The sequence below is a fragment of the Sphingomonas sp. M6A6_1c genome (assembly GCF_053345135.1).
Genome location: NZ_JBKEZO010000001.1, coordinates 645,479 through 663,056, shown reverse-complemented (window position 1 = coordinate 663,056; position 17,578 = coordinate 645,479). Strand labels below are relative to the sequence as shown.

General features: G+C 68.9%; 16 protein-coding genes. 11 read left to right on the top strand and 5 right to left on the bottom strand.

Features of this window, described 5'->3' with window-relative positions:
- Positions 1-163: 163 nt before the first annotated feature.
- On the top strand, positions 164-832 hold the full coding sequence (locus tag ACLBWH_RS03000) for a hypothetical protein (RefSeq protein WP_447796644.1): 669 nt from the start codon (positions 164-166) through the stop codon (positions 830-832).
- Between the two features lie 227 nt (positions 833-1,059).
- On the opposite strand, the gene ACLBWH_RS02995 is transcribed toward ACLBWH_RS03000, so the two are convergent.
- Complete coding sequence (locus ACLBWH_RS02995; protein WP_447796642.1) at positions 1,060-1,494, bottom strand: DUF4879 domain-containing protein; 435 nt, start codon at positions 1,492-1,494, stop codon at positions 1,060-1,062.
- 164 nt (positions 1,495-1,658) lie between these two features.
- On the opposite strand from ACLBWH_RS02995, the gene ACLBWH_RS02990 reads away from it, so the two are divergent.
- From ACLBWH_RS02990 to ACLBWH_RS02945, 10 genes are read left to right on the top strand one after another with little or no spacing between them, the layout of a single operon-like run.
- Complete coding sequence (locus ACLBWH_RS02990) at positions 1,659-2,303, top strand: XrtA/PEP-CTERM system exopolysaccharide export protein (protein ID WP_322849436.1); 645 nt, start codon at positions 1,659-1,661, stop codon at positions 2,301-2,303.
- 46 nt (positions 2,304-2,349) lie between these two features.
- Positions 2,350-3,861 (top strand): XrtA system polysaccharide chain length determinant, encoded by a 1,512-nt coding sequence (locus ACLBWH_RS02985; RefSeq protein ID WP_447796639.1) that lies wholly within the window; start codon positions 2,350-2,352, stop codon positions 3,859-3,861.
- On the top strand, positions 3,858-4,910 hold the full coding sequence (locus tag ACLBWH_RS02980; protein WP_447796638.1) for an AAA family ATPase: 1,053 nt from the start codon (positions 3,858-3,860) through the stop codon (positions 4,908-4,910). Before ACLBWH_RS02985 ends, ACLBWH_RS02980 begins: the two co-directional genes overlap by 4 nt.
- A gap of 5 nt (positions 4,911-4,915) precedes the next feature.
- Positions 4,916-6,511 carry a hypothetical protein gene (locus ACLBWH_RS02975; protein WP_447796711.1) on the top strand — a complete coding sequence of 532 codons (1,596 nt, stop codon included), beginning with the start codon at positions 4,916-4,918 and terminating at the stop codon, positions 6,509-6,511.
- A gap of 12 nt (positions 6,512-6,523) precedes the next feature.
- A complete protein-coding gene (locus ACLBWH_RS02970; protein WP_447796636.1) occupies positions 6,524-7,705 on the top strand; it encodes an ExeA family protein in 1,182 nt (393 codons plus the stop codon).
- Positions 7,695-8,549, top strand: coding sequence for an XrtA system polysaccharide deacetylase (locus ACLBWH_RS02965; protein ID WP_447796634.1), 855 nt, complete (start codon positions 7,695-7,697; stop codon positions 8,547-8,549). Before ACLBWH_RS02970 ends, ACLBWH_RS02965 begins: the two co-directional genes overlap by 11 nt.
- Entirely contained in the window at positions 8,546-9,571 is a 1,026-nt protein-coding gene (locus ACLBWH_RS02960; protein WP_447796632.1) for a FemAB family XrtA/PEP-CTERM system-associated protein, read from the top strand. Before ACLBWH_RS02965 ends, ACLBWH_RS02960 begins: the two co-directional genes overlap by 4 nt.
- The gene (locus tag ACLBWH_RS02955; protein WP_447796709.1) at positions 9,571-10,866 is read left to right on the top strand and encodes a glycosyltransferase; all 1,296 of its coding nucleotides are present in this window, start codon (positions 9,571-9,573) and stop codon (positions 10,864-10,866) included. Before ACLBWH_RS02960 ends, ACLBWH_RS02955 begins: the two co-directional genes overlap by 1 nt.
- Positions 10,863-12,353: an exosortase A gene (xrtA, locus tag ACLBWH_RS02950; protein WP_447796630.1), complete on the top strand. Its 1,491-nt coding sequence runs from the start codon at positions 10,863-10,865 to the stop codon at positions 12,351-12,353. The genes ACLBWH_RS02955 and xrtA overlap by 4 nt, the downstream gene beginning before the upstream one ends.
- Positions 12,353-14,239 carry an XrtA/PEP-CTERM system amidotransferase gene (locus tag ACLBWH_RS02945; protein ID WP_447796628.1) on the top strand — a complete coding sequence of 629 codons (1,887 nt, stop codon included), beginning with the start codon at positions 12,353-12,355 and terminating at the stop codon, positions 14,237-14,239. Before xrtA ends, ACLBWH_RS02945 begins: the two co-directional genes overlap by 1 nt.
- A 34-nt stretch (positions 14,240-14,273) precedes the next feature.
- Here ACLBWH_RS02945 and ACLBWH_RS02940 read toward each other — a convergent pair whose 3' ends face one another.
- From ACLBWH_RS02940 to ACLBWH_RS02925, 4 genes are all read right to left on the bottom strand, one after another.
- Positions 14,274-14,459 (bottom strand): hypothetical protein, encoded by a 186-nt coding sequence (locus ACLBWH_RS02940; protein ID WP_447796626.1) that lies wholly within the window; start codon positions 14,457-14,459, stop codon positions 14,274-14,276.
- Positions 14,459-14,884 (bottom strand): MAPEG family protein, encoded by a 426-nt coding sequence (locus ACLBWH_RS02935; protein ID WP_447796624.1) that lies wholly within the window; start codon positions 14,882-14,884, stop codon positions 14,459-14,461. The genes ACLBWH_RS02940 and ACLBWH_RS02935 overlap by 1 nt, the downstream gene beginning before the upstream one ends.
- Positions 14,885-15,105: 221 nt before the next feature.
- The gene (locus tag ACLBWH_RS02930; protein WP_322849428.1) at positions 15,106-16,188 is read right to left on the bottom strand and encodes a 1,9-bis(guanidino)-5-aza-nonane synthase; all 1,083 of its coding nucleotides are present in this window, start codon (positions 16,186-16,188) and stop codon (positions 15,106-15,108) included.
- 114 nt (positions 16,189-16,302) lie between these two features.
- Complete coding sequence (locus ACLBWH_RS02925; RefSeq protein WP_447796622.1) at positions 16,303-17,541, bottom strand: type III PLP-dependent enzyme; 1,239 nt, start codon at positions 17,539-17,541, stop codon at positions 16,303-16,305.
- Between the last annotated feature and the right edge of the window lie 37 nt (positions 17,542-17,578).

The window sequence follows — 17,578 nt, the reverse complement described above, 5'->3', positions numbered from 1 at the left end:
GCCGCGCCATGCCCGCGCCCGCTGCGTCGCCGCAGCGCCCTGATTCATCTCCGACGCGCGCGCCACGGTCCTTCGGGGCCGAGGGTCTGACGAGTTTCGCGGCCTTCGTTCCTGTACCGTGGCGCAGACTTCCGCGACTGCGCCCCAATCCCTAGGGGGGAAAATGCAACGTTCCATCGTCCGGCTGACGCCGGTCGTTCTGGCCTTGGCTGCCGGCATTGCGGCATCGCCCGCGCTCGCACGTGGCGAGCCTGCCAAGGGCTCGGTCGGCATGACCGCCGGCACGCTCGGTATCGGCCCGGAGGCGAGCGTCGCGCTCGGCAACACCTTTGCGGTGCGCAGCAACGTCACCTTCTTCAACCTGTCGCACGACTTCGATTCGGATGACGTCAGATATAACGGCAAAGCGCGGTTCCGCTCGGTCGGGCTGATGGTCGACTATCACGTCGGCGGCAGCGGCTTCTTCGTATCGGCGGGGGCGCGGCTCAACAAGAATCATGCGCATGCCTATGCGACGCCGACGACGATTACCGAGATCGGCGACGAGGAGTATACCCCGGCCGAGATCGGGACGCTGCATGCGCACGCCGATTTCAAGCCGATCGCGCCGACGCTGTCGCTGGGCTATTCGGGGCATCTGACCAAAGGGCTCAAGCTCGGTATCGAGGCCGGAGCGATGTTCGAGGGCGCGCTGCGGGTCAAATCGCTGACCGCGAGCAACAACGGCGTCGATACCGACGATCTCGAAGCGGAGCGACAGAGCGTGGAGAAGGACGCGGCTAAGTATAAGGTGTATCCGATCCTGCAACTGACCGCGGGCTATCACTTCTGATGCAGGTGCCTCCTTCCTTGCGATGGGGAGGGGGGCATATCGACGATATTCCAAATGGCTGGCGGACCTAGCCCTTCCGCCATTCCAGTCCTTTCGTCACCCCGGACGTGATCCGGGGTGACGGATGTTCGGGGTGATCGAGCGTCCTGACGACCAGCGATTGCGCTTCGCCGAAGTCGAGGAGGCATTAACGTGCGCGGCAGGCAACGCGCCGCTTAGCCCAGCTCTCAGCGCAGCTCGATCGCCGCGGTCAGCGTCCGCGGCGGGAGCGTCGTGGTGGTGTCTTGTACCGTCAGCAAAGTGCCGGACGGGAGCGGGCCGAGGTGATAGGTGATCTCGACGCCGGTGGCGGGGTCGCCCGGGTGGCAGGCGCCCGCGGTGACCGCGGCGCCGCAGAGGGGGCGCTGGCTCGCCTCCGCCGCCGCGACCACGCCGTCGATGCGGAGCAGGCGGGCACGGCCGAAGCCCTTTTCCGTCACGACCAGGCTGACCGGGCCGCTGTGGCGGCGGACGGTCTGCTGCTGGCCGGGCGATATCCGCTCCGACTGCGTGACGGAGCTGATCGCGGTGATCTGGAGATCGGTCAGCGGCGACGAAGACTGTGCCGAAACGGGATTGGCGAAGGTGAACGACGCGGTCACCAAAAGAAGAGCACGGATCATCGCTTCATGATAACGAAGGCCGGCGGTCTTGGGGAGGGCGTCGGCATGGCGGCGAAATCGTTGAACTAGCGTTCCTAACGCTATCTTCACCTCTCCCGCCGCATGACGTGCCGCACGCGCTCCGCCGTCGATGCGGCGATGCGCCTGGGGGTCAGGAGAAGATTATGCGTTCCGGTGTTCCCGTCCGTGTCCTGCTCGCCGTCGGTGCCGCGGCGTCGGTGCTCGGCGGCTGCGCGAGCAGCGCGAGCGGCCCTGTGTTGCCGCCGGCGACCTATGTCGCGAGCAAGGAGCAGCCGGGCGAGGAATATGTCATCGGTCCGCTCGACCAGCTCAACGTCTTCGTGTGGCGCAATCCGGAGCTGTCGGCGAAGGTGCAGGTGCGCCCCGACGGTCGCATCACCACGCCGCTGATCAACGACATGCCCGCGGTCGGCAAGACGCCGTCGGTGCTCGCCGCCGACATGAAGCAGGCGCTGGGCCAATATGTGAAGGACCCGATCGTCTCGGTGATCGTCGAGAATTTCTCGGGCACTTACAGCCAGCAGGTGCGGATCATCGGCGCGACCGAAAAGCCGGCGTCGATCCCGTATCGGGCGAATATGACGTTGCTCGATGCGATGATCGCTGTCGGCGGCCTCAACCAATATGCCGCCGGCAACAAGGCGAAGCTGGTCCGTCACGATCGCAAGACCGGGGCGCAGCAGGAATATCAGCTGCAGATCGCCGATCTGCTCAAGAAGGGTGATTCGAGCGCCAACGTCAGCCTGCAGCCGGGCGACGTGATCATCATCCCAGAATCGATGTTCTGAGCGTGGGCGTGGCTCTTCTGAACCGATCCTGCGGGCTTCGCGCGCGATGAACGGCATCTACGACGAGGCGCGGCTGGCGCTGCATGCCATCTGGACGCGGCGCTGGCTGGCGCTGGCGGTGGCATGGGGCGTGTGCGTCGCGGGCTGGTTCGTGGTCAGCCAGATGCCGAGCCGCTACGAATCGCGCGCGCGCGTCTTCGTACAGATGCAGTCGATCCTGCCCGCCGCGATGGACGCGCCGGCGCAGACGCAGCAGAAGGACGTCGATACTATACGCCAGACGCTGATCAGCGCGGTCAACCTCGAAAAGGTGGTGCGCGGCACCGATCTGGCGCAGACGGTGTCGAGCGATCGCGACGTCGCCGATCGTGTCGCCGGCCTCGCCAGCGCGATCAAGGTCGAGAGCCAGCAGGACAATCTGTTCCAGATCACGACCACCGCCGCCAGCCCCAAGCTGGCGCGCGCGATCACCCAGAAATTGATCGACATCTTCGTCGAGCAGAACCTCGGCCGCGACCGCAGCCAGACGACGCAGAGCCTCGACTTCCTCAACAAACAGCTCGACCAGTTGCAGAAGCAGCTCGCCGATGCGGATGCCAAACGATCGGACTTTCAGACGCGCTATCTCGGGGCGCTGCCCGGCACCGGATCGGTCGGCGACCGGATCGGCGCGTCGCGCAGCCAGATGGCGCAGGTCGACGGCGACCTCGCCGCGGCGCAGTCGAGCCTCGCGGCGGTGCAGGGGCAGATGGCGGGGACGCCGGCGACGATCCCGGGGGCGGGCGGCGTCGCCGCCGGGCCGGCACGCGCCGCGCTGAACGCGATCCAGGGCCAGCTCGCCGATGCGCGCGCGCGGGGCTATACCGACCAGCATCCCGATGTGGTGGCGCTCAAGCGGCAGCTCGCCGCGGCGCAGGCGGCCGCTCGGGGAGAGCCGGTCGGCGCGGGCGGCGGCGGCACCCCCAACCCGCTGTACCTGTCGCTGCAATCGATGATGGCCGACAAGCAATCGGCGGTGGCGGCGCTCAAGATGCGCAAGGCGCAATTGCAGGGCGACCTCGACCAGCTCAACGCCAAATTGTCGGGCGATCCCGAAGTGGCGGCGGAGCAGGGTCAGATCGATCGCGACTATCAGGTGCTCAAGGATCAATACGACCAATTGCTGACCCAGCGGCAACAGATCGCGTTGCGCGGCCAGGCGCAGACGCAGACCGACAACGTCAAATTCTCGGTGATCGACCCGCCGACGATGCCGCGCGCGCCGACCGCGCCCAACCGGATGCTGCTGCTGACCGGCGTGCTGATCGCCGGGCTCGCCGCCGGGATCGGTGCGGCGTTCGCGCTCGGCCAGTTGCGCGCGACCTTCGCGACCGGGCCGCGGCTGGAGAAAGCGACGGGCATGCCGGTGATCGGCTCGATCGGCGAGGTGGTGACGCGGATGCAGGCGGACCAGCGCGGCAAGCGGCTCAAGCTGTTCCTCGGCGGCACCGCCGGGCTGGTCGCAGCCTATGTGCTGCTGCTCGGCGTCGAAGTGCTGCAACGGGGGATGGCGGCATGAACGGGCTGCGACGGGATGACGAGATGACGCCGACGCCGACGCCGGATCGTGCCGAATCGCTGCTGGAGCGCGCCGCGCGCGTCTATGATTTCGGTTCGCATCTGCGCCGCCGCGCGCCGGCGTACGATCTGCCGATGCTCGAGGCGGTCGCCGTACCACCGCCGCCACCGCCGGTCGATGCCTGGACGGCGGCCGACCCGGGTGCGGACCCGACCTTTCTGGCGATCCCGGCGGAATTGCGCGCGCCGGTCGGGCACGAACTGCCCGACGCCTTCTACGAGACGCCCGAGCTGACCGATATCGCCGGGATCGACCGCGGCATGCTCGCCGAGGCGGGGATGATCGTGCCGGGCGCGCCCGTCGGGCCGCTCGCCGAGGAGTTCCGGCTGATCAAGCGGCAGCTGCTGATCACCCGCGAGCGCGTGTCCCGTGCCGGACGCGACGATCCTGCCGCGCGCGACCGGGCGCGGACCGCTTTGGTGTGTTCGGCGCGGCCGGGCGACGGCAAGACCTTCTGCGCGGTCAATCTGGCGCTGTCGATGGCGGCGGAGCGCGACACCGAAGTGCTGCTGGTCGATGCCGATTTCGCCAAGCCCGACGTGCTCGCGCGGCTCGGCCTCGCCGAACAGCCGGGGCTGCTCGACGCGCTCGCCGACAGCCGGATCGATGTCGAGAGCCTGGTGATCCGCACCGATGTCGGCGGGCTGGCGATCCTGCCGGCGGGAACCAAGACCGCGACCGATACCGAGCTGCTCGCCTCGGCGCGCACGCGCGAGGTGCTCGCACGGCTGCTCGAGGCCAACCCGCGGCGCATCGTGATCTTCGATTCGCCGCCGGCGCTCGCGGCGTCGCCCGCGGCGGTGCTGGCGATGCTGGTCGGGCAGGTGGTGCTGGTGGTGCGCGCCGACCGCACGCCGGAGAGCGAATTGCGCGAGGCGGTGCAGCGGCTCGACGGTTGCGACGAGATCGCACTGGTGCTCAATGCGGTGTCCTTCGTCCCCGGCGGCCATCGCTACGGCACCTATTACGGGCAGGAGCCCGGCAAGTGATCCGGATGCTGTCGGCAGGGTTGGCGCTGGCTGCGCTGGCGGTCGCCGGTCAGGCCGAGGCACAGACCCGGCGGCTGACCGCGGTGCCGTATATCGAACTGGGGCAGGTGCTCGACGCCGATCTCAATTCCGGCGACGTGCTGACCTATTCGACGATCGCCGCGGGGATCGACGTCGCGGCGAGCAGCGCGCGGCTGACCGGCCAATTGTCCTATCGCTACGAGCGGCGGATCGCCTGGGACGACCGGATCGGCGACGACGACATCCATACCGGGCTCGCCCGCGTCTCGGCGCAGGTCGCGCGCGGGCTGACGCTGGAGGCGGGCGGCATCGCGACGCGCAGCCGTTCCGACATCCGCGGCGCGGCGCCGGGCGTGCTGGTCGGCAACGTCGACAATATCAGCCAGGTCTATGCGGTCTATGGCGGGCCGAGCTATGCGACCCGCGCCGGGCCGGTGGCGATCGCGGCGAGCTATCAGGCGGGCTATACCAAGGTCGAGAGCCCGAGCTTCACCGCGGTACCGGCGGGGCAGCCGCGGCTCGATTATTACGACGATTCGTTCGGCCAGGCGGCGGGGGTCAGCGCCAGCGTGCGGCCCGGGCAGGTGCTGCCGGTCGGGCTGACCGCGAGCGGCGGCTGGGAGCGCGAGGATGCCGGGCAGCTCGATGGCCGCTATCAGAGCTGGCGGGTCCGCGGTGACGCGCTGCTGCCGGTGTCGCCCTATGTCGCGCTGACCGGCGGGATCGGCTATGAGCGCGTCGAGACGAGCAACCGCGCGGCATTGACCGATGCGGCGGGCGCGCCGGTGGTCGACCGCGACGGACGGTTCGTCACCGATCCGGCGGCGCCGCGGCAGATCGCCTATCGCACCGACGGCGTCTATTACGATGCCGGCGTGGTGTGGCGGCCCAACCGGCGGCTGGCGGCGGAGGCGCATGTCGGCAAGCGGTATGGATCGTTGAGCTATACCGGGCTGTTGACCTATCAGGCGTCGGAGCATGTCGGGTTTGCCGCCGACGTCTATGACAGCGTCACCACCTTCGGCCGGCAATTGCGGACCGGGCTCGCCAATCTGCCGACCAGCTTCCTGTCGGCGCGCGACGCCTTCACCCAGCAATATAACGGCTGCATCTTCTCGACCAGCGGATCGACGCCGGGCGGCTGCCTCAACGACGTGTTCCAGTCGATCTCGACCGCGAGCTATCGTGCGCGCGGCGTCGATGCGGTGCTGTCGATCACGCGCGGGCGGTCGACCTATGGCGGCGGCGTCGGCTATGCCAACCGCAAGCTGTTCAACCGCGACAGCGTGCCGGGCGTGACGCTGTTCGGGATCGAGGACCAGAGCGCCTATGGCCAGCTCTTCTTCAACCGCACGCTGACCGCCTTGTCGACGTTCGACGCCAATCTGTTCGTCAATTACTATGAATCGGGGATCGCACGCAGCGCCGGGCTCTGGTCCTATGGCGGCACGGCGAGTTATGGTCACAGTTTCGGGCGGATCACCACCACGGCGAGCGCGGGCGTTTACGCCTTCGATACCGGTGACGTGGATACCGCTTGGTCGGCGCAGGCACTGCTTGCCGCGCGCTACTCGTTCTAAGGGCATCGGCTTATGTACGACGCGCATTTCGGATTATCGGGGCGGCCGTTCCAGCTGACGCCCGACGCGCGCTTCTGGTACGAGACGGCGACGCATCGCAAGGCGATGGCCTATCTCGGTTACGGTCTCGCGCAGGGCGAGGGCTTCGTCGTCGTCACCGGCGATATCGGCGCGGGCAAGACGACGCTGGTCGGGCATCTCACCGCGCAGGTCGATCCCGAGGCGCTCAACGTCATCACCATCGTCTCGACCGCGATCCCCGCGGACGACCTGCTGCGAATCGTCGCGACCGGCCTCGGCGTCGATCCGCAGGGGCTGGCCAAGGCGCAATTGCTGACCGCGATCGAACGCGGCCTCCATGCCGTGGCGCGCTCGGGACGGCGGACGCTGCTGATCGTCGACGAGGCGCAGGCGCTGCCGATCGATTCGCTCGAAGAGCTGCGCATGCTGTCGAACTTCCAGGCGGGCGGACATGCGCTGTTGCAGATCCTGCTGCTCGGCCAGCCCGAATTCCGCGAGCGGCTGCATGGTTCGGACCGACTGGAGCAATTGCGCCAGCGGGTGATCGCGATCCACCATCTCGATCCGATGGAGGCGCATGAGGTCGCCGATTATGTCGCGCACCGGCTGTCGGTGGTCGGCTGGCAGGGGCGGCCGGACTTCGCCGCGGATGCGTTCGCCGCGCTGTACGAGGGTTCGGGGGGCGTGCCGCGGCGGCTCAACCAGCTCGCCGGGCGGGTGATGCTGCATGCCGCGGTCGAGGGGGCGGAGATCATCGACGGCGCGATCGTGCGACAGGTGCTCGGCGACCTCCATGGCGACCTGCCGGTGCCGGTGAGCGAGCCGCCGGCGGTCACCGTCGAGCCGCCGGCACCGGTCGCGCAGGAGAGTTCGGTGCGGCGCTTCGTCCCGCGCGCCGCGCCGGCGGAGCCGATCGCCGATCCCATGCCGGATCGTGCCGCCGCGCCCGAGGGGGTGTCCGCAGCGGCAGAGGCGCGGATCGCGGCGCTGGAGGCGCGGGTCGACCAGCAGGAGGGCGCCTTGCGCCGCGTGCTGACGCTGCTGGTCGACTGGGTCGAGGCGGATCGCCACGAGGCGGCGGCGGCCTCCGCGGCGATGGCGGCGGGCGCATCCGACATCCGCGACGATCACGTGCCGATCCGTCCTCCGGCGGCGTGGGACCATGCCGCGTAGCGCGGTGCGCAACGGCCTGTCGGTCGATGTCGAGGAATGGTTTCAGGTCGGCGCGTTCGAGCGGGTGATCGACAAGAGCGACTGGGCGACGATCGCGAGCCGCGTCGAGGCGAACACCGGCGCGGTGCTCGACCTGTTCGCGGAGAGCGGGGTCAAGGCGACCTTCTTCACGCTCGGCTGGGTGGCGGCGCGGCAGCCGCGGCTCATCCGGCGGATCGCCGAGGCGGGGCATGAGATCGCCAGCCATGGCTGGGACCATCAGCGTGTGTTCACGATGGACGCGGCGGCGTTCCGCGCCGATCTCGCGCGCGCGCGAGCGACGCTGGAGGATGCCGGCGGGCAGGCGGTGACGGGCTATCGCGCGCCGAGCTTCTCGATCGACACGCGCAATCTGTGGGCGTTCAACGCGCTGGCGGAGGCCGGCTATTCCTATTCGTCGAGCGTCGCGCCGGTCGCGCACGACCATTATGGCTGGCGCGACGCGCCGCGCTACGCGTTTCGCCCGCTGGCGGGTTCGCCTTTGGTCGAGCTGCCGGTGACGGTGGCGCGGATCGGCGGGCGGCATCTGGCAACGGGGGGCGGCTTCTTCCGGTTGCTGCCGTCGGCGCTGACGGACTTCGCGGTGCGGCAGGTCAATCGCGAAGGCCATGCCGGCATCTTCTATTTCCACCCGTGGGAGGTCGATCCGGCGCAGCCGCGGGTGCGGGAGGCGCCGCTGCGGTCGAAGGTGCGGCATTATTCGCGCCTGGGGGCGATGGCGGGCAAGCTGCGCGGGCTGATCGCACGCCACGATTGGGACCGGGTCGATGCGGTGGTGGCGCGCGAGGCGGCGCTGCTGTCGTGACGTCGCCGACCGTGCGCGAGGCCACGCTGCGCGACACCGGCGAGAGCGCGGCGATCGACGGCTTCGTCGCACGCACTCCCGGGGCGACCCCGTTCCACCTGACCGCATGGAGCCGTGCGGTGGAGCGCGGCTGCGGACAGCGCGCGCGTTATCTGGTCGCCGAGCGCGGCGGTGAGCTCGTCGGGGTGTTGCCGCTGACCGCGATGCGCTCGCCGTTGTTCGGCAAGGCGCTGGTCTCCACCGGCTTCGGGGTGGATGGCGGGGTGCTGGGCGACGGGGTCGATGCGTTGGGCGCGGCGGCCTGGGCGCTGGCGCGGCGGATCGGCTGTCCCGGCGTCGAATTGCGCGGCGGACCCGCGCCGGCGGGGTGGGAGACGGACGACACCTCTTATCTGGGCTTCGTGCGGGATCTGGCGGCGGACGACGACGCCGAGCTGCTCGCGGTGCCGCGCAAGCAGCGCGCCGAGGTGCGGCGGGCATTGGGGTTCGACCTGGCGGTGGAGACGGGGGGCGCGGCGCTGCTCGGCGATCACTATCGCGTCTATGCCGAATCGGTGCGCAATCTCGGCACGCCGGTGTTTCCCGCGGCGCTGTTCCGCTGCGTCGCCGAGGCGATGGACGCCGACGTGCTGACCGTGCGCCATGAGGGGCGGGCGGTGGCGAGCGTGCTCAGCCTGTATTTCCATGGGACGGTGTTTCCCTATTGGGGTGGTGGCACCGCGGCGGCGCGGGGTTTGCGCGCCAACGACCGGATGTATTTCGCGCTGATGAGCCATGCGCGGGCGCGCGGCTGCACGCGGTTCGACTTCGGGCGGTCGAAGACCGGGACGGGTGCGGCGGCGTTCAAGAAGAATTGGGGCTTCGCCGGGGTGCCGCGGCTCTATGCCAAGCGGAGCGAGGGCGGGAGCCGCGAGGTCAATCCGCTCAACCCGAAATATGCGCTGATGGTGCGGACGTGGCAGCGGCTGCCGCTGCCGGTCGCCACTATGCTGGGGCCGTGGATCTCGCGCGGGCTGGGGTGATGGAGCTGCTGTTCCTCGCCCATCGCGCGCCCTTTCCGCCCGACCGCGGCGACAAGATCCGCAGCTATCACGTCCTGCGTTATCTGATGACGCGGGCGCGGGTGCATCTGGTCGCGTTCGGCGAGCGCGACGCGGATTTCGATCCGCCAGCCGAGCTGGATACGCTGGCGAGCGTAACGATCGTGCGGCGGCGCAAGTCGCAGGCGATGGCGGCGGTGGAGGCACTGGCGCGGGGATCGCCGGTGTCGCTGACCGCATTCGAATCGCCGGAGATGCGGCGGGGGGTCGCGGCGGTGCGCGCCGATGCGGTCTACTGTTTCTCGGGCCAGATGGCGCAATATCTGCCGGCGGGGGTGCCGGTGGTGATGGACTTCGTGGATGTCGACTCGGCCAAGTTCGCCGGCTTCGCCGAGGCGGGATCATTGCCGCTGCGGTGGATGATGCGGCGCGAGGCGCGGCTGCTCGGCGCCTTCGAGCGGCGGGTGGCGGCGCAGGTCTCGGCGAGTGTGTTCGTCAGCGAGGCGGAAGCGGCGCTGTTCCGTACCGGCGGCGCGACGGGGCGGATCGTCGCGGTGGAGAACGGCATCGATGCGGCGGCGTTCGATCCGGGCGTGGTGGCAGGCGACGTCGGCTTCCCCCACGCCGTCACCCCGGACGTGTTCCGGGGGCAACCCGTCCCCGGGACGGTAGCGACTCACGAGCCGCTCTCCTCGCCGCCGAGTGGACCCCGGGACGAGTCCGCGGTGACGGGGGAATCGGGGGGCGGGTCGAAGCGTCATATGCCGCTGATCGTCTTTACCGGGCAGATGGATTACCGGCCGAATGTCGAGGCGGTGATCTGGTTCGCGCGAGACATCCTGCCGGCGTTACGCGTGCGCTATCCCGGCCTGCGCTTCGCGATCGTCGGGCGGGCGCCGGTGGCGGCGGTGCAGGCGCTCGCCTCCGACGCCGTGATCGTCACCGGCGCGGTGGACGACGTGCGGCCGTGGCTGGCGGCGGCGGCTGTGTGCGTCGCGCCGTTGCGGCTGGCGCGCGGCATCCAGAACAAGGTGCTCGAGGCGATGGCGATGGCGCGCCCCGTCGTCGCCTCGGCCGCGGCGGCGGAGGGGATCGATCATGGCGGGACGTTGCGCGTCGCCGGCGATGCGGCGGCGCATGTCGAGGCGATCAGCGCGCTGCTCGACGATCCCGATGCTGCGGCGGCGCTCGGTGCGGCGGCGCGGGCGCGGGTGATCGCGCGCTACGACTGGACGGCGCGACTGGCACCGCTCGATACGCTGCTGGGGCTGGCGTGACCGCGATACCGTGGCGGCGGCACGCCATCGGGCTCGCGCTGGCGACGGCGGCGATCCTGCTGCTGTTCCGCAACGACGTCGCGCGGCTGGTGTCGATCTGGTGGACGAGCACGACGTTCGGGCATTGCCTGTTCATCGGGCCGGTGATCGGCTGGCTGGTGTGGCAGCGTCGGCGCGAGCTGGCGGCGCTGACGCCGGTCGCGTGGTGGCCGGGGCTGGCGCTGGTCGCGCTCGGCGGCGCGGGCTGGCTGATGGGCGACGCGGGATCGGTGAGCTTCGCGCGGCAATCGGGGCTGGTCGTCATGTTGCAGGGCGCGGTGGTGACGCTGCTTGGGCCGCAGGTGGCGCGCGGGCTCGCCTTTCCGCTCGGCTATGCGCTGTTCCTGGTGCCGTTCGGCGAGGAACTGGAGCCGCTGTTGCAGGCGGTGACGGTGCGCATGGTGATGCCGCTGCTCGATGCGTTCGGTGTGCCGGCGAGTTCGAACGGCGTGCTGATCCATGCGGGCCGCTATTGGTTCGAGGTGGCGGAGGCGTGTTCGGGCGCCAAGTTCGTCATCGCGATGCTCGCCTTCGGCGTGTTGGTCGCCAACGTCTGTTTCGTGTCGTGGCGGCGGCGGGCCTGGTTCCTGCTCGCGGCCTTGGTGGTGCCGGTGCTCGCCAACGGCATGCGCGCGTTCGGGACGATCTATGCCGCGCATCTGACCAGCGTCGAGGCAGCGACCGGCTTTGACCATATCGTCTACGGCTGGCTGTTCTTCGGGCTGGTGATGGCGGCGGTGCTGGCGATCGGCTGGCGCTGGTTCGATCGCGCGCCCGATGCGCCGGCGTTCGATCCCGCCGCGCTGCCGCCGGTACGCGGGCGGCGGATGGGGTTGCCGATCGGCGTGGTGCTGACCGTGGCGGTGGCCGGCGTGTGGCCCGCATGGAGCGGCGCAATCGCACATCGCGCGACGCCGCTGCCGGCGCGCATCGCCCTGCCGCAGGTGGCGGGCTGGACGCGTGCGCCGCTGAGCATTCGGGCGCCGTGGCAGCCGTTCTATCCGGGCGCGGACCACATGCTGTTCGGCCGCTATGCGCGGGGCGGGGCGGCGGTCGATCTCGCGATCGCGGTGTTCGGGTCGCAGGGCGAGGGGCATAAGATCGGCGCGTTCGGCACCGGTGTGCTGCGCGAGGAGGACCGCTGGGTGCGCGTCGCTGACGAAGCGCCGGTCGCGGGCGGCAAGGCGATGCGGATCACCGCCGCGGGGCCGGTGGAGCGCATCGTCGCGACATGGTACGTCGTCGGCGATACGGTAACGTCGGACGAGCGGGTGGTGAAGATCGAGACGATGAAGGCGAAGCTGCTCGGCGGCGCACAGCGCGCGGTTGCGATCCATCTGTCGGCCGAAGTTGTGCCGGGCCGCGACGCGCGTGCGGACATCGCCGCGCTTGCGGCGGCGCTCGGTCCGGTCGACGGCTTGAGCGATGCCGTCATGGCGCCGCGCTGATGTGCGGCATCGCCGGTATCTTCCATCCCGAGACGCCCAAGCCGGTCGACCCGTCGCGGATCGCGGCGATGATCGCCGCGCAGGCGCATCGCGGGCCGGACGGCGAGGGGATATGGACCGCGCCCGGCGTCGGGTTCGGCCATCGCCGGTTGTCGATCATCGATCTCGCCGGCTCGCCGCAACCGATGCAGTCGGGTGCGCTGACGATCACCTATAACGGCGAGATCTACAATTTCGCCGAATTGCGCAGCGAGTTGGAGCGCAAGGGCGCGCGCTTCGTCACCGATGGCGATACCGAGGTGCTGCTGCACGGCTGGCGCGCGTGGGGACCGGCGTTGCTCGACCGGCTCAACGGCATGTTCGCCTTCGCGCTGCACGATGCCGACACGGGGACGCTGTTCCTCGCGCGCGACCGGATGGGGGTGAAGCCGCTCCATTATGTCGAGCTATCCGACGGCAGCCTCGCCTTCGCCTCCGAATTGAAGGGGCTGCTCGCGCATCCGTTGCTGCGGCGGGTGCCCGACGTGACCGCGATCGAGGATTTCCTCGCCTTCGGCTATGTGCCCGACGATGCCTGTCTCGTCGCGGGCGTACGCAAGCTGCCCGCCGGCCATTTCCTGCTAGTGCAGCGCTGGCAGGGGGTGCCGCGGCCGCGGCGCTGGTGGTCGCTGAGCTTCGCCGACCGCGCGAGCGGCTCGGCCAAGGCGCTCGGGGAGGAACTGCTGGCGCGGATGCGCGACGGGGTGCGCAGCCGGATGGTCGCCGACGTGCCGCTCGGTGCCTTCCTGTCGGGTGGGGTCGACAGTTCGGCGGTGGTCGCGCTGATGGCCGAGGCGAGCAAGGCGGCGGTCAAGACCTGCACGATCGGCTTCGACGAGGCGGGGCACGACGAGCGCGCGCATGCCGCGATGGTGGCGCAGCGTTTCGCCACCGATCATCACGCGCAGGTGGTGCGACCCGACGATTTCGCGCTGATCGACACGCTGGTCCATCATTTCGACGAACCCTTCGCCGATGGCAGCGCGCTGGCGACCTATCAGGTCGCGGCGCTGGCGCGGAAGACCGTGACGGTGGCGCTGTCGGGCGATGGCGCCGACGAGATGCTGGCCGGCTATCGCCGCTACAAATTCCAGGCGGCGGAGGAGCGGGTGCGCGGCATGCTGCCCGATCGTTGGCGGCGCGCGGCGTTCGGGACGCTGGGGCGCTATTATCCCAAGGCCGATTGGGCGCCGCGTCCGCTGCGCGCCAAGGCGACGCTGCTCGCGCTGGGCGCGGATGGCGACGAAGCCTATGCACGCGCCGTGGGGGTGACCTCGCCCGAGCTGCGCGCGCGGCTGTTGAGCGCGGAGGCGCGGCGGGTGCTCGGCGGGCATCGCGCCGAGGATCGCTACGTCGCGGCGATGCGGGCGGCGCCGGCGCGCGATGCGCTCGACCGCGCGCAATATGCCGACATGATGATCTGGCTGCCCGGCGACATCCTCACCAAGGTCGACCGGACCAGCATGGCGGTCGGGCTGGAAGCGCGCGAGCCGCTGCTCGACCACCGGCTGGTCGAATTCTGCGCGACGCTGCCGGTCGGCATGCGGCTGCACGGCGGCGAGGGCAAATGGCTGATGAAGCGCAGCCTCGAACGCTATCTGCCCAAGGACATCCTCTACCGGCCCAAAATGGGATTCGTGACGCCGATCAGCGCGTGGTTCCGCGGCGCGTTGGCGGCGGAGGCGGAGGGGCTGGCCCGGTCGCGGACGCTGGTGGAGAGCGGCTGGCTCGACATGGCGCAGGTCGCGAAGCTCGCCGACGAGCATCGCAGCGGGCGGGCCGACCACGGCCGGACCTTGTGGCAATTGCTGATGCTGGAGCGCAGCGCGAAGCGGCTGTTCGGCTAAGGGGCGACAGGCTGGGTACGAGCCCGGGCGCCGTCTAGCGCAGCTTGGCGATCGACAGATTGTCTTCCTTGGCGCGGTCCTTGGTCGATTCCTCGCTGCGCTTGAGCGCCTTGGCGATCACCTTCAGCGCCATGCCCTTTTTGGCGAATTGGTGGAGCTTCTGGATCTCGTCCTGCGTCCACGGCTGGCGGTGGCGTTCGAACACCTCTCCCTTGGCCATCAGAACACCGCCATGACGGCGTGGAGGGTGAGCGCGGCGAGCGCGAGGCTGGAGGCGATGAAGAGCATGAAACGAGGCCCTACCTTGTTCGTGGTCGCCTGTACCAGCGAATGTATCACGCGCAATCCGACATACAGCCAGGCGATCATCGCATTGACGCCGTCGCCGGTGCCGCTGAGCGCGATCACCGTGCAGATCGCGTAGAACAGCGTCGGCTGTTCGTGGAGGTGGTTGTAATTGTGCGCCTTCCACTGGACCTGCGGCGGCAGGCCACGGTCGGCGTCGGACGGCTTGGTGCCGACGAGCGCGCCGAGCCGGAGGCCGGCGGCCTTCATCGACGGCAGGCGGGTGGCGAGCATCCAGACCAGCATGACGAGCGTCCAGGCGACGAGCGCCGCCATCGGCCGCAGGATTTCGCTGTGCATCGGTGGTCACTCTCCTTTTGTGGGCAGAGTGACGGATCGGGGAGGCGGGGGCAATATCCACAATTCCTCCCCGCAAGGGGGAGGGGAACCGTTCGGCTTCAGCCGAATGGTGGAGGGGGAGGACAGGGTGGCAGCTCCATAACGAAGTCTCGCCCTGTCCTCCCCTCCGTCACGGCTTCGCCGTGCCACCTCCCCCTGGCGGGGGAGGACTTAGGTATGGCTTATTTGTCGAAGATCGCGCCCCAGCGGTGGACCGGGCGGTCCTTCCACAGGCCGCGATGATAGGCGTCCGACGCCAGCAGCGGCATCACCGAGCCGGCCTCGGCGAAGACCATCTGTTCGATGCCGGTGTTGACCTTGCCCCAGCTCGCCGCTTCCTGCAGCGTCGAGGACGAGCAGGCGCCGTCACGGACGTCGGCGACGGTGATCTGCACTGCGTATTTATGGACCTGCACGTCGTCGTGGCCGAGAATCTCGGCGCAGACGACGGTGTCCTGGATGAAGTTCTTCGGCACGCCGCCGCCGATCATCAGCAGGCCGGTGGTGCCCGCCTGGATCTTGATCTCGGTCAGCTCGCGGAAGTCCGCCACCGCGTCGATCATCAGATACGGACGGCCCGCTTTGGCGGCATCGACCTGATGCTTGACGAGGCCGAAACCGGCCGACGAATCGACGAACGCCGGGCAGAAGATCGGCACGTCATGCTCATAGGCGAGCTTGACGAGGCTGTTGTCCTTCTTGCCGTGCTCGACGAGATACTTGCCCATCTCGCGGATGAAGGCGCGGCTCGAATAAGCGCGCGGCTCGAGGCTCTCGGCGATCTCGAAGATCGTGTGGTCGACGTTCTGGAGCGCTTCCTCGTCAATATACGTATCGTAGATGCGATCGATGTAGAGCGAGCGCAGCGTATCGTCGTCGGGGATCTCGAGCGCCTGGTAATGCTTGTGGCCGAGGCCTTCGAAGAAATCCATGTCGACGATGGTCGCGCCGGTCGCGACGATCCCGTCGACCATGTTGTTGCGGACCAGCTCGGCGTACAGGTCCATGCAGCCGCCGGCCGAGGTCGAGCCGGCGATGACGAGGAAGATCGAGCAATCCTTGTCGGCCAGCATCTGGTTGTAGATGTTGGTCGCGCGGCCGAGGTCGCGGCTGGTGAAGCTCATGTCGGCCATCGCATCGACGATCGGGCGCGCGTCGAAGCTCTTGATGTCGATATGCTTGACCTGCTTCGAGAGCAGTTCGGCCTTGCGGTTGTCGTTGATCGGCGCGTTGGCGCCGGCGGTCTTCGTCAAGGTGTCGGTCATGGTTCGCCTTTGGCTAATCCAGCCGTCGTCGTTCAACATTGGGGACGCGGAAACCCAGGGCCGCCCCTCCCGCCGAAGCGGGAGGAGGGAAGACAATCGGTTATAGCGTTGTGGTTACAGCTTTACGACGTTGTTCGTACGCACGTCGGCGATCTCGTCGTCGAGATAGACCGACAGCATCGGCTCGTCGGTCGCGACGACCGTGTCGCCAGTGCCGAAGCCGTTAAAGGCGGTGCGCATCGCCGAGCCATAGGCGCCGAGCATGCCGATCTCGAAATAATCGCCGGCGACCGTGTCCGCGGGCAGCGGGAACGGGCCCTGCATGTAATCGAGATCGTCGCAGGTCGGACCCCAGAAGGCGAAGTCCATGTCGCGCGCGTCCGAATCCGGCTCGCGCAGCAGCTGCACCGGGTATTTCCAGCCGATATGCGCCGCATCGAACAACGTGCCGTAGGCGCCGTCGTTGATGTACAGCTCGGTGCCGCGGCGCCGCTCGACGCGGACCACGACCGAGGCATATTCGGCGCTCAGCGAGCGGCCCGGCTCGGCCCACAATTCGGCCGAATAGCTGATCGGCAGGCTCTCGAACGCGCGATGGATCGTCTCGAAGAAACGCTCCAGCGGCGGCGGGGTCATGCTGGGATAGGCCGAGGGAAAGCCGCCGCCGACGTCGATGACGTCCACGGTCACCGCCGCCTCGACGATCGCCGCGCGGGCGCGCTCCATCGCGTTGGTATAGGCGTCCGGCGACATCGTCTGGCTGCCGACGTGGAAGCAGATGCCGAGCGCGTCCGCGACCTGCCGGGTGGCGATCAGCAATTCCTTGCTCTCGCCGGGACCGACGCCGAATTTCGAGCCGAGGCTGAGCTTGGCATATTCGGACGAGACGCGCAGCCGCACGCAGAGCGTGAGGTCGGTGGCGCCGTCGGTGGCACGGACGATCTTCGCCAGCTCTTCCATGCTGTCGAGCGAGAACGTCTTCACGTCATGGACGAAATACGCCTCGGCGATCGCCTCTTCCGACTTGACCGGATGCATGAAGCAGCAGGTCGCCTGCGGCAGAGTCGCCTTGACCAGGCGCACTTCCGCGATCGAAGCGGTGTCGTAATGCGTGATGCCGTTGTCCCAAAGAACCTTCAGCAGGTCCGGGCTGGGATTCGCCTTCACGGCATACATCGAGCGGCCCGGAAACTTCTCGACGAAGAAACGGGCGGCGCGCGCAGCGGCGTGCGGGCGAACGAGCGTGACCGGATCGACCGGTCGGCTCTTGGCGATGTCGATGCCCGTGCTGCGGTGAGCGGAACGGGCGGTCGAGAGGGGCGCTAACCCCAGCGCGCTATGGTGCTTGGCCAATTCAAGGGACCTCCAATTGCCTTTCGGCATACGGTGA

Bases quoted from the DNA above. Each gene is read 5' to 3' on its own strand.
- ACLBWH_RS02985 (WP_447796639.1), top strand. From the start codon at position 2,350: ATGAACGGCATCTACGACGAGGCGCGGCTGGCGCTGCATGCCATCTGG.
- ACLBWH_RS03000 (WP_447796644.1), top strand. From the start codon at position 164: ATGCAACGTTCCATCGTCCGGCTGACGCCGGTCGTTCTGGCCTTGGCT.
- ACLBWH_RS02955 (WP_447796709.1), top strand. From the start codon at position 9,571: ATGGAGCTGCTGTTCCTCGCCCATCGCGCGCCCTTTCCGCCCGACCGC.
- ACLBWH_RS02935 (WP_447796624.1), bottom strand. From the start codon at position 14,884: ATGCACAGCGAAATCCTGCGGCCGATGGCGGCGCTCGTCGCCTGGACG.
- ACLBWH_RS02940 (WP_447796626.1), bottom strand. From the start codon at position 14,459: ATGGCCAAGGGAGAGGTGTTCGAACGCCACCGCCAGCCGTGGACGCAG.
- ACLBWH_RS02995 (WP_447796642.1), bottom strand. From the start codon at position 1,494: ATGATCCGTGCTCTTCTTTTGGTGACCGCGTCGTTCACCTTCGCCAAT.
- ACLBWH_RS02990 (WP_322849436.1), top strand. From the start codon at position 1,659: ATGCGTTCCGGTGTTCCCGTCCGTGTCCTGCTCGCCGTCGGTGCCGCG.
- ACLBWH_RS02970 (WP_447796636.1), top strand. From the start codon at position 6,524: ATGTACGACGCGCATTTCGGATTATCGGGGCGGCCGTTCCAGCTGACG.
- ACLBWH_RS02965 (WP_447796634.1), top strand. From the start codon at position 7,695: ATGCCGCGTAGCGCGGTGCGCAACGGCCTGTCGGTCGATGTCGAGGAA.
- ACLBWH_RS02945 (WP_447796628.1), top strand. From the start codon at position 12,353: ATGTGCGGCATCGCCGGTATCTTCCATCCCGAGACGCCCAAGCCGGTC.
- ACLBWH_RS02975 (WP_447796711.1), top strand. From the start codon at position 4,916: ATGCTGTCGGCAGGGTTGGCGCTGGCTGCGCTGGCGGTCGCCGGTCAG.
- ACLBWH_RS02930 (WP_322849428.1), bottom strand. From the start codon at position 16,188: ATGACCGACACCTTGACGAAGACCGCCGGCGCCAACGCGCCGATCAAC.
- ACLBWH_RS02980 (WP_447796638.1), top strand. From the start codon at position 3,858: ATGAACGGGCTGCGACGGGATGACGAGATGACGCCGACGCCGACGCCG.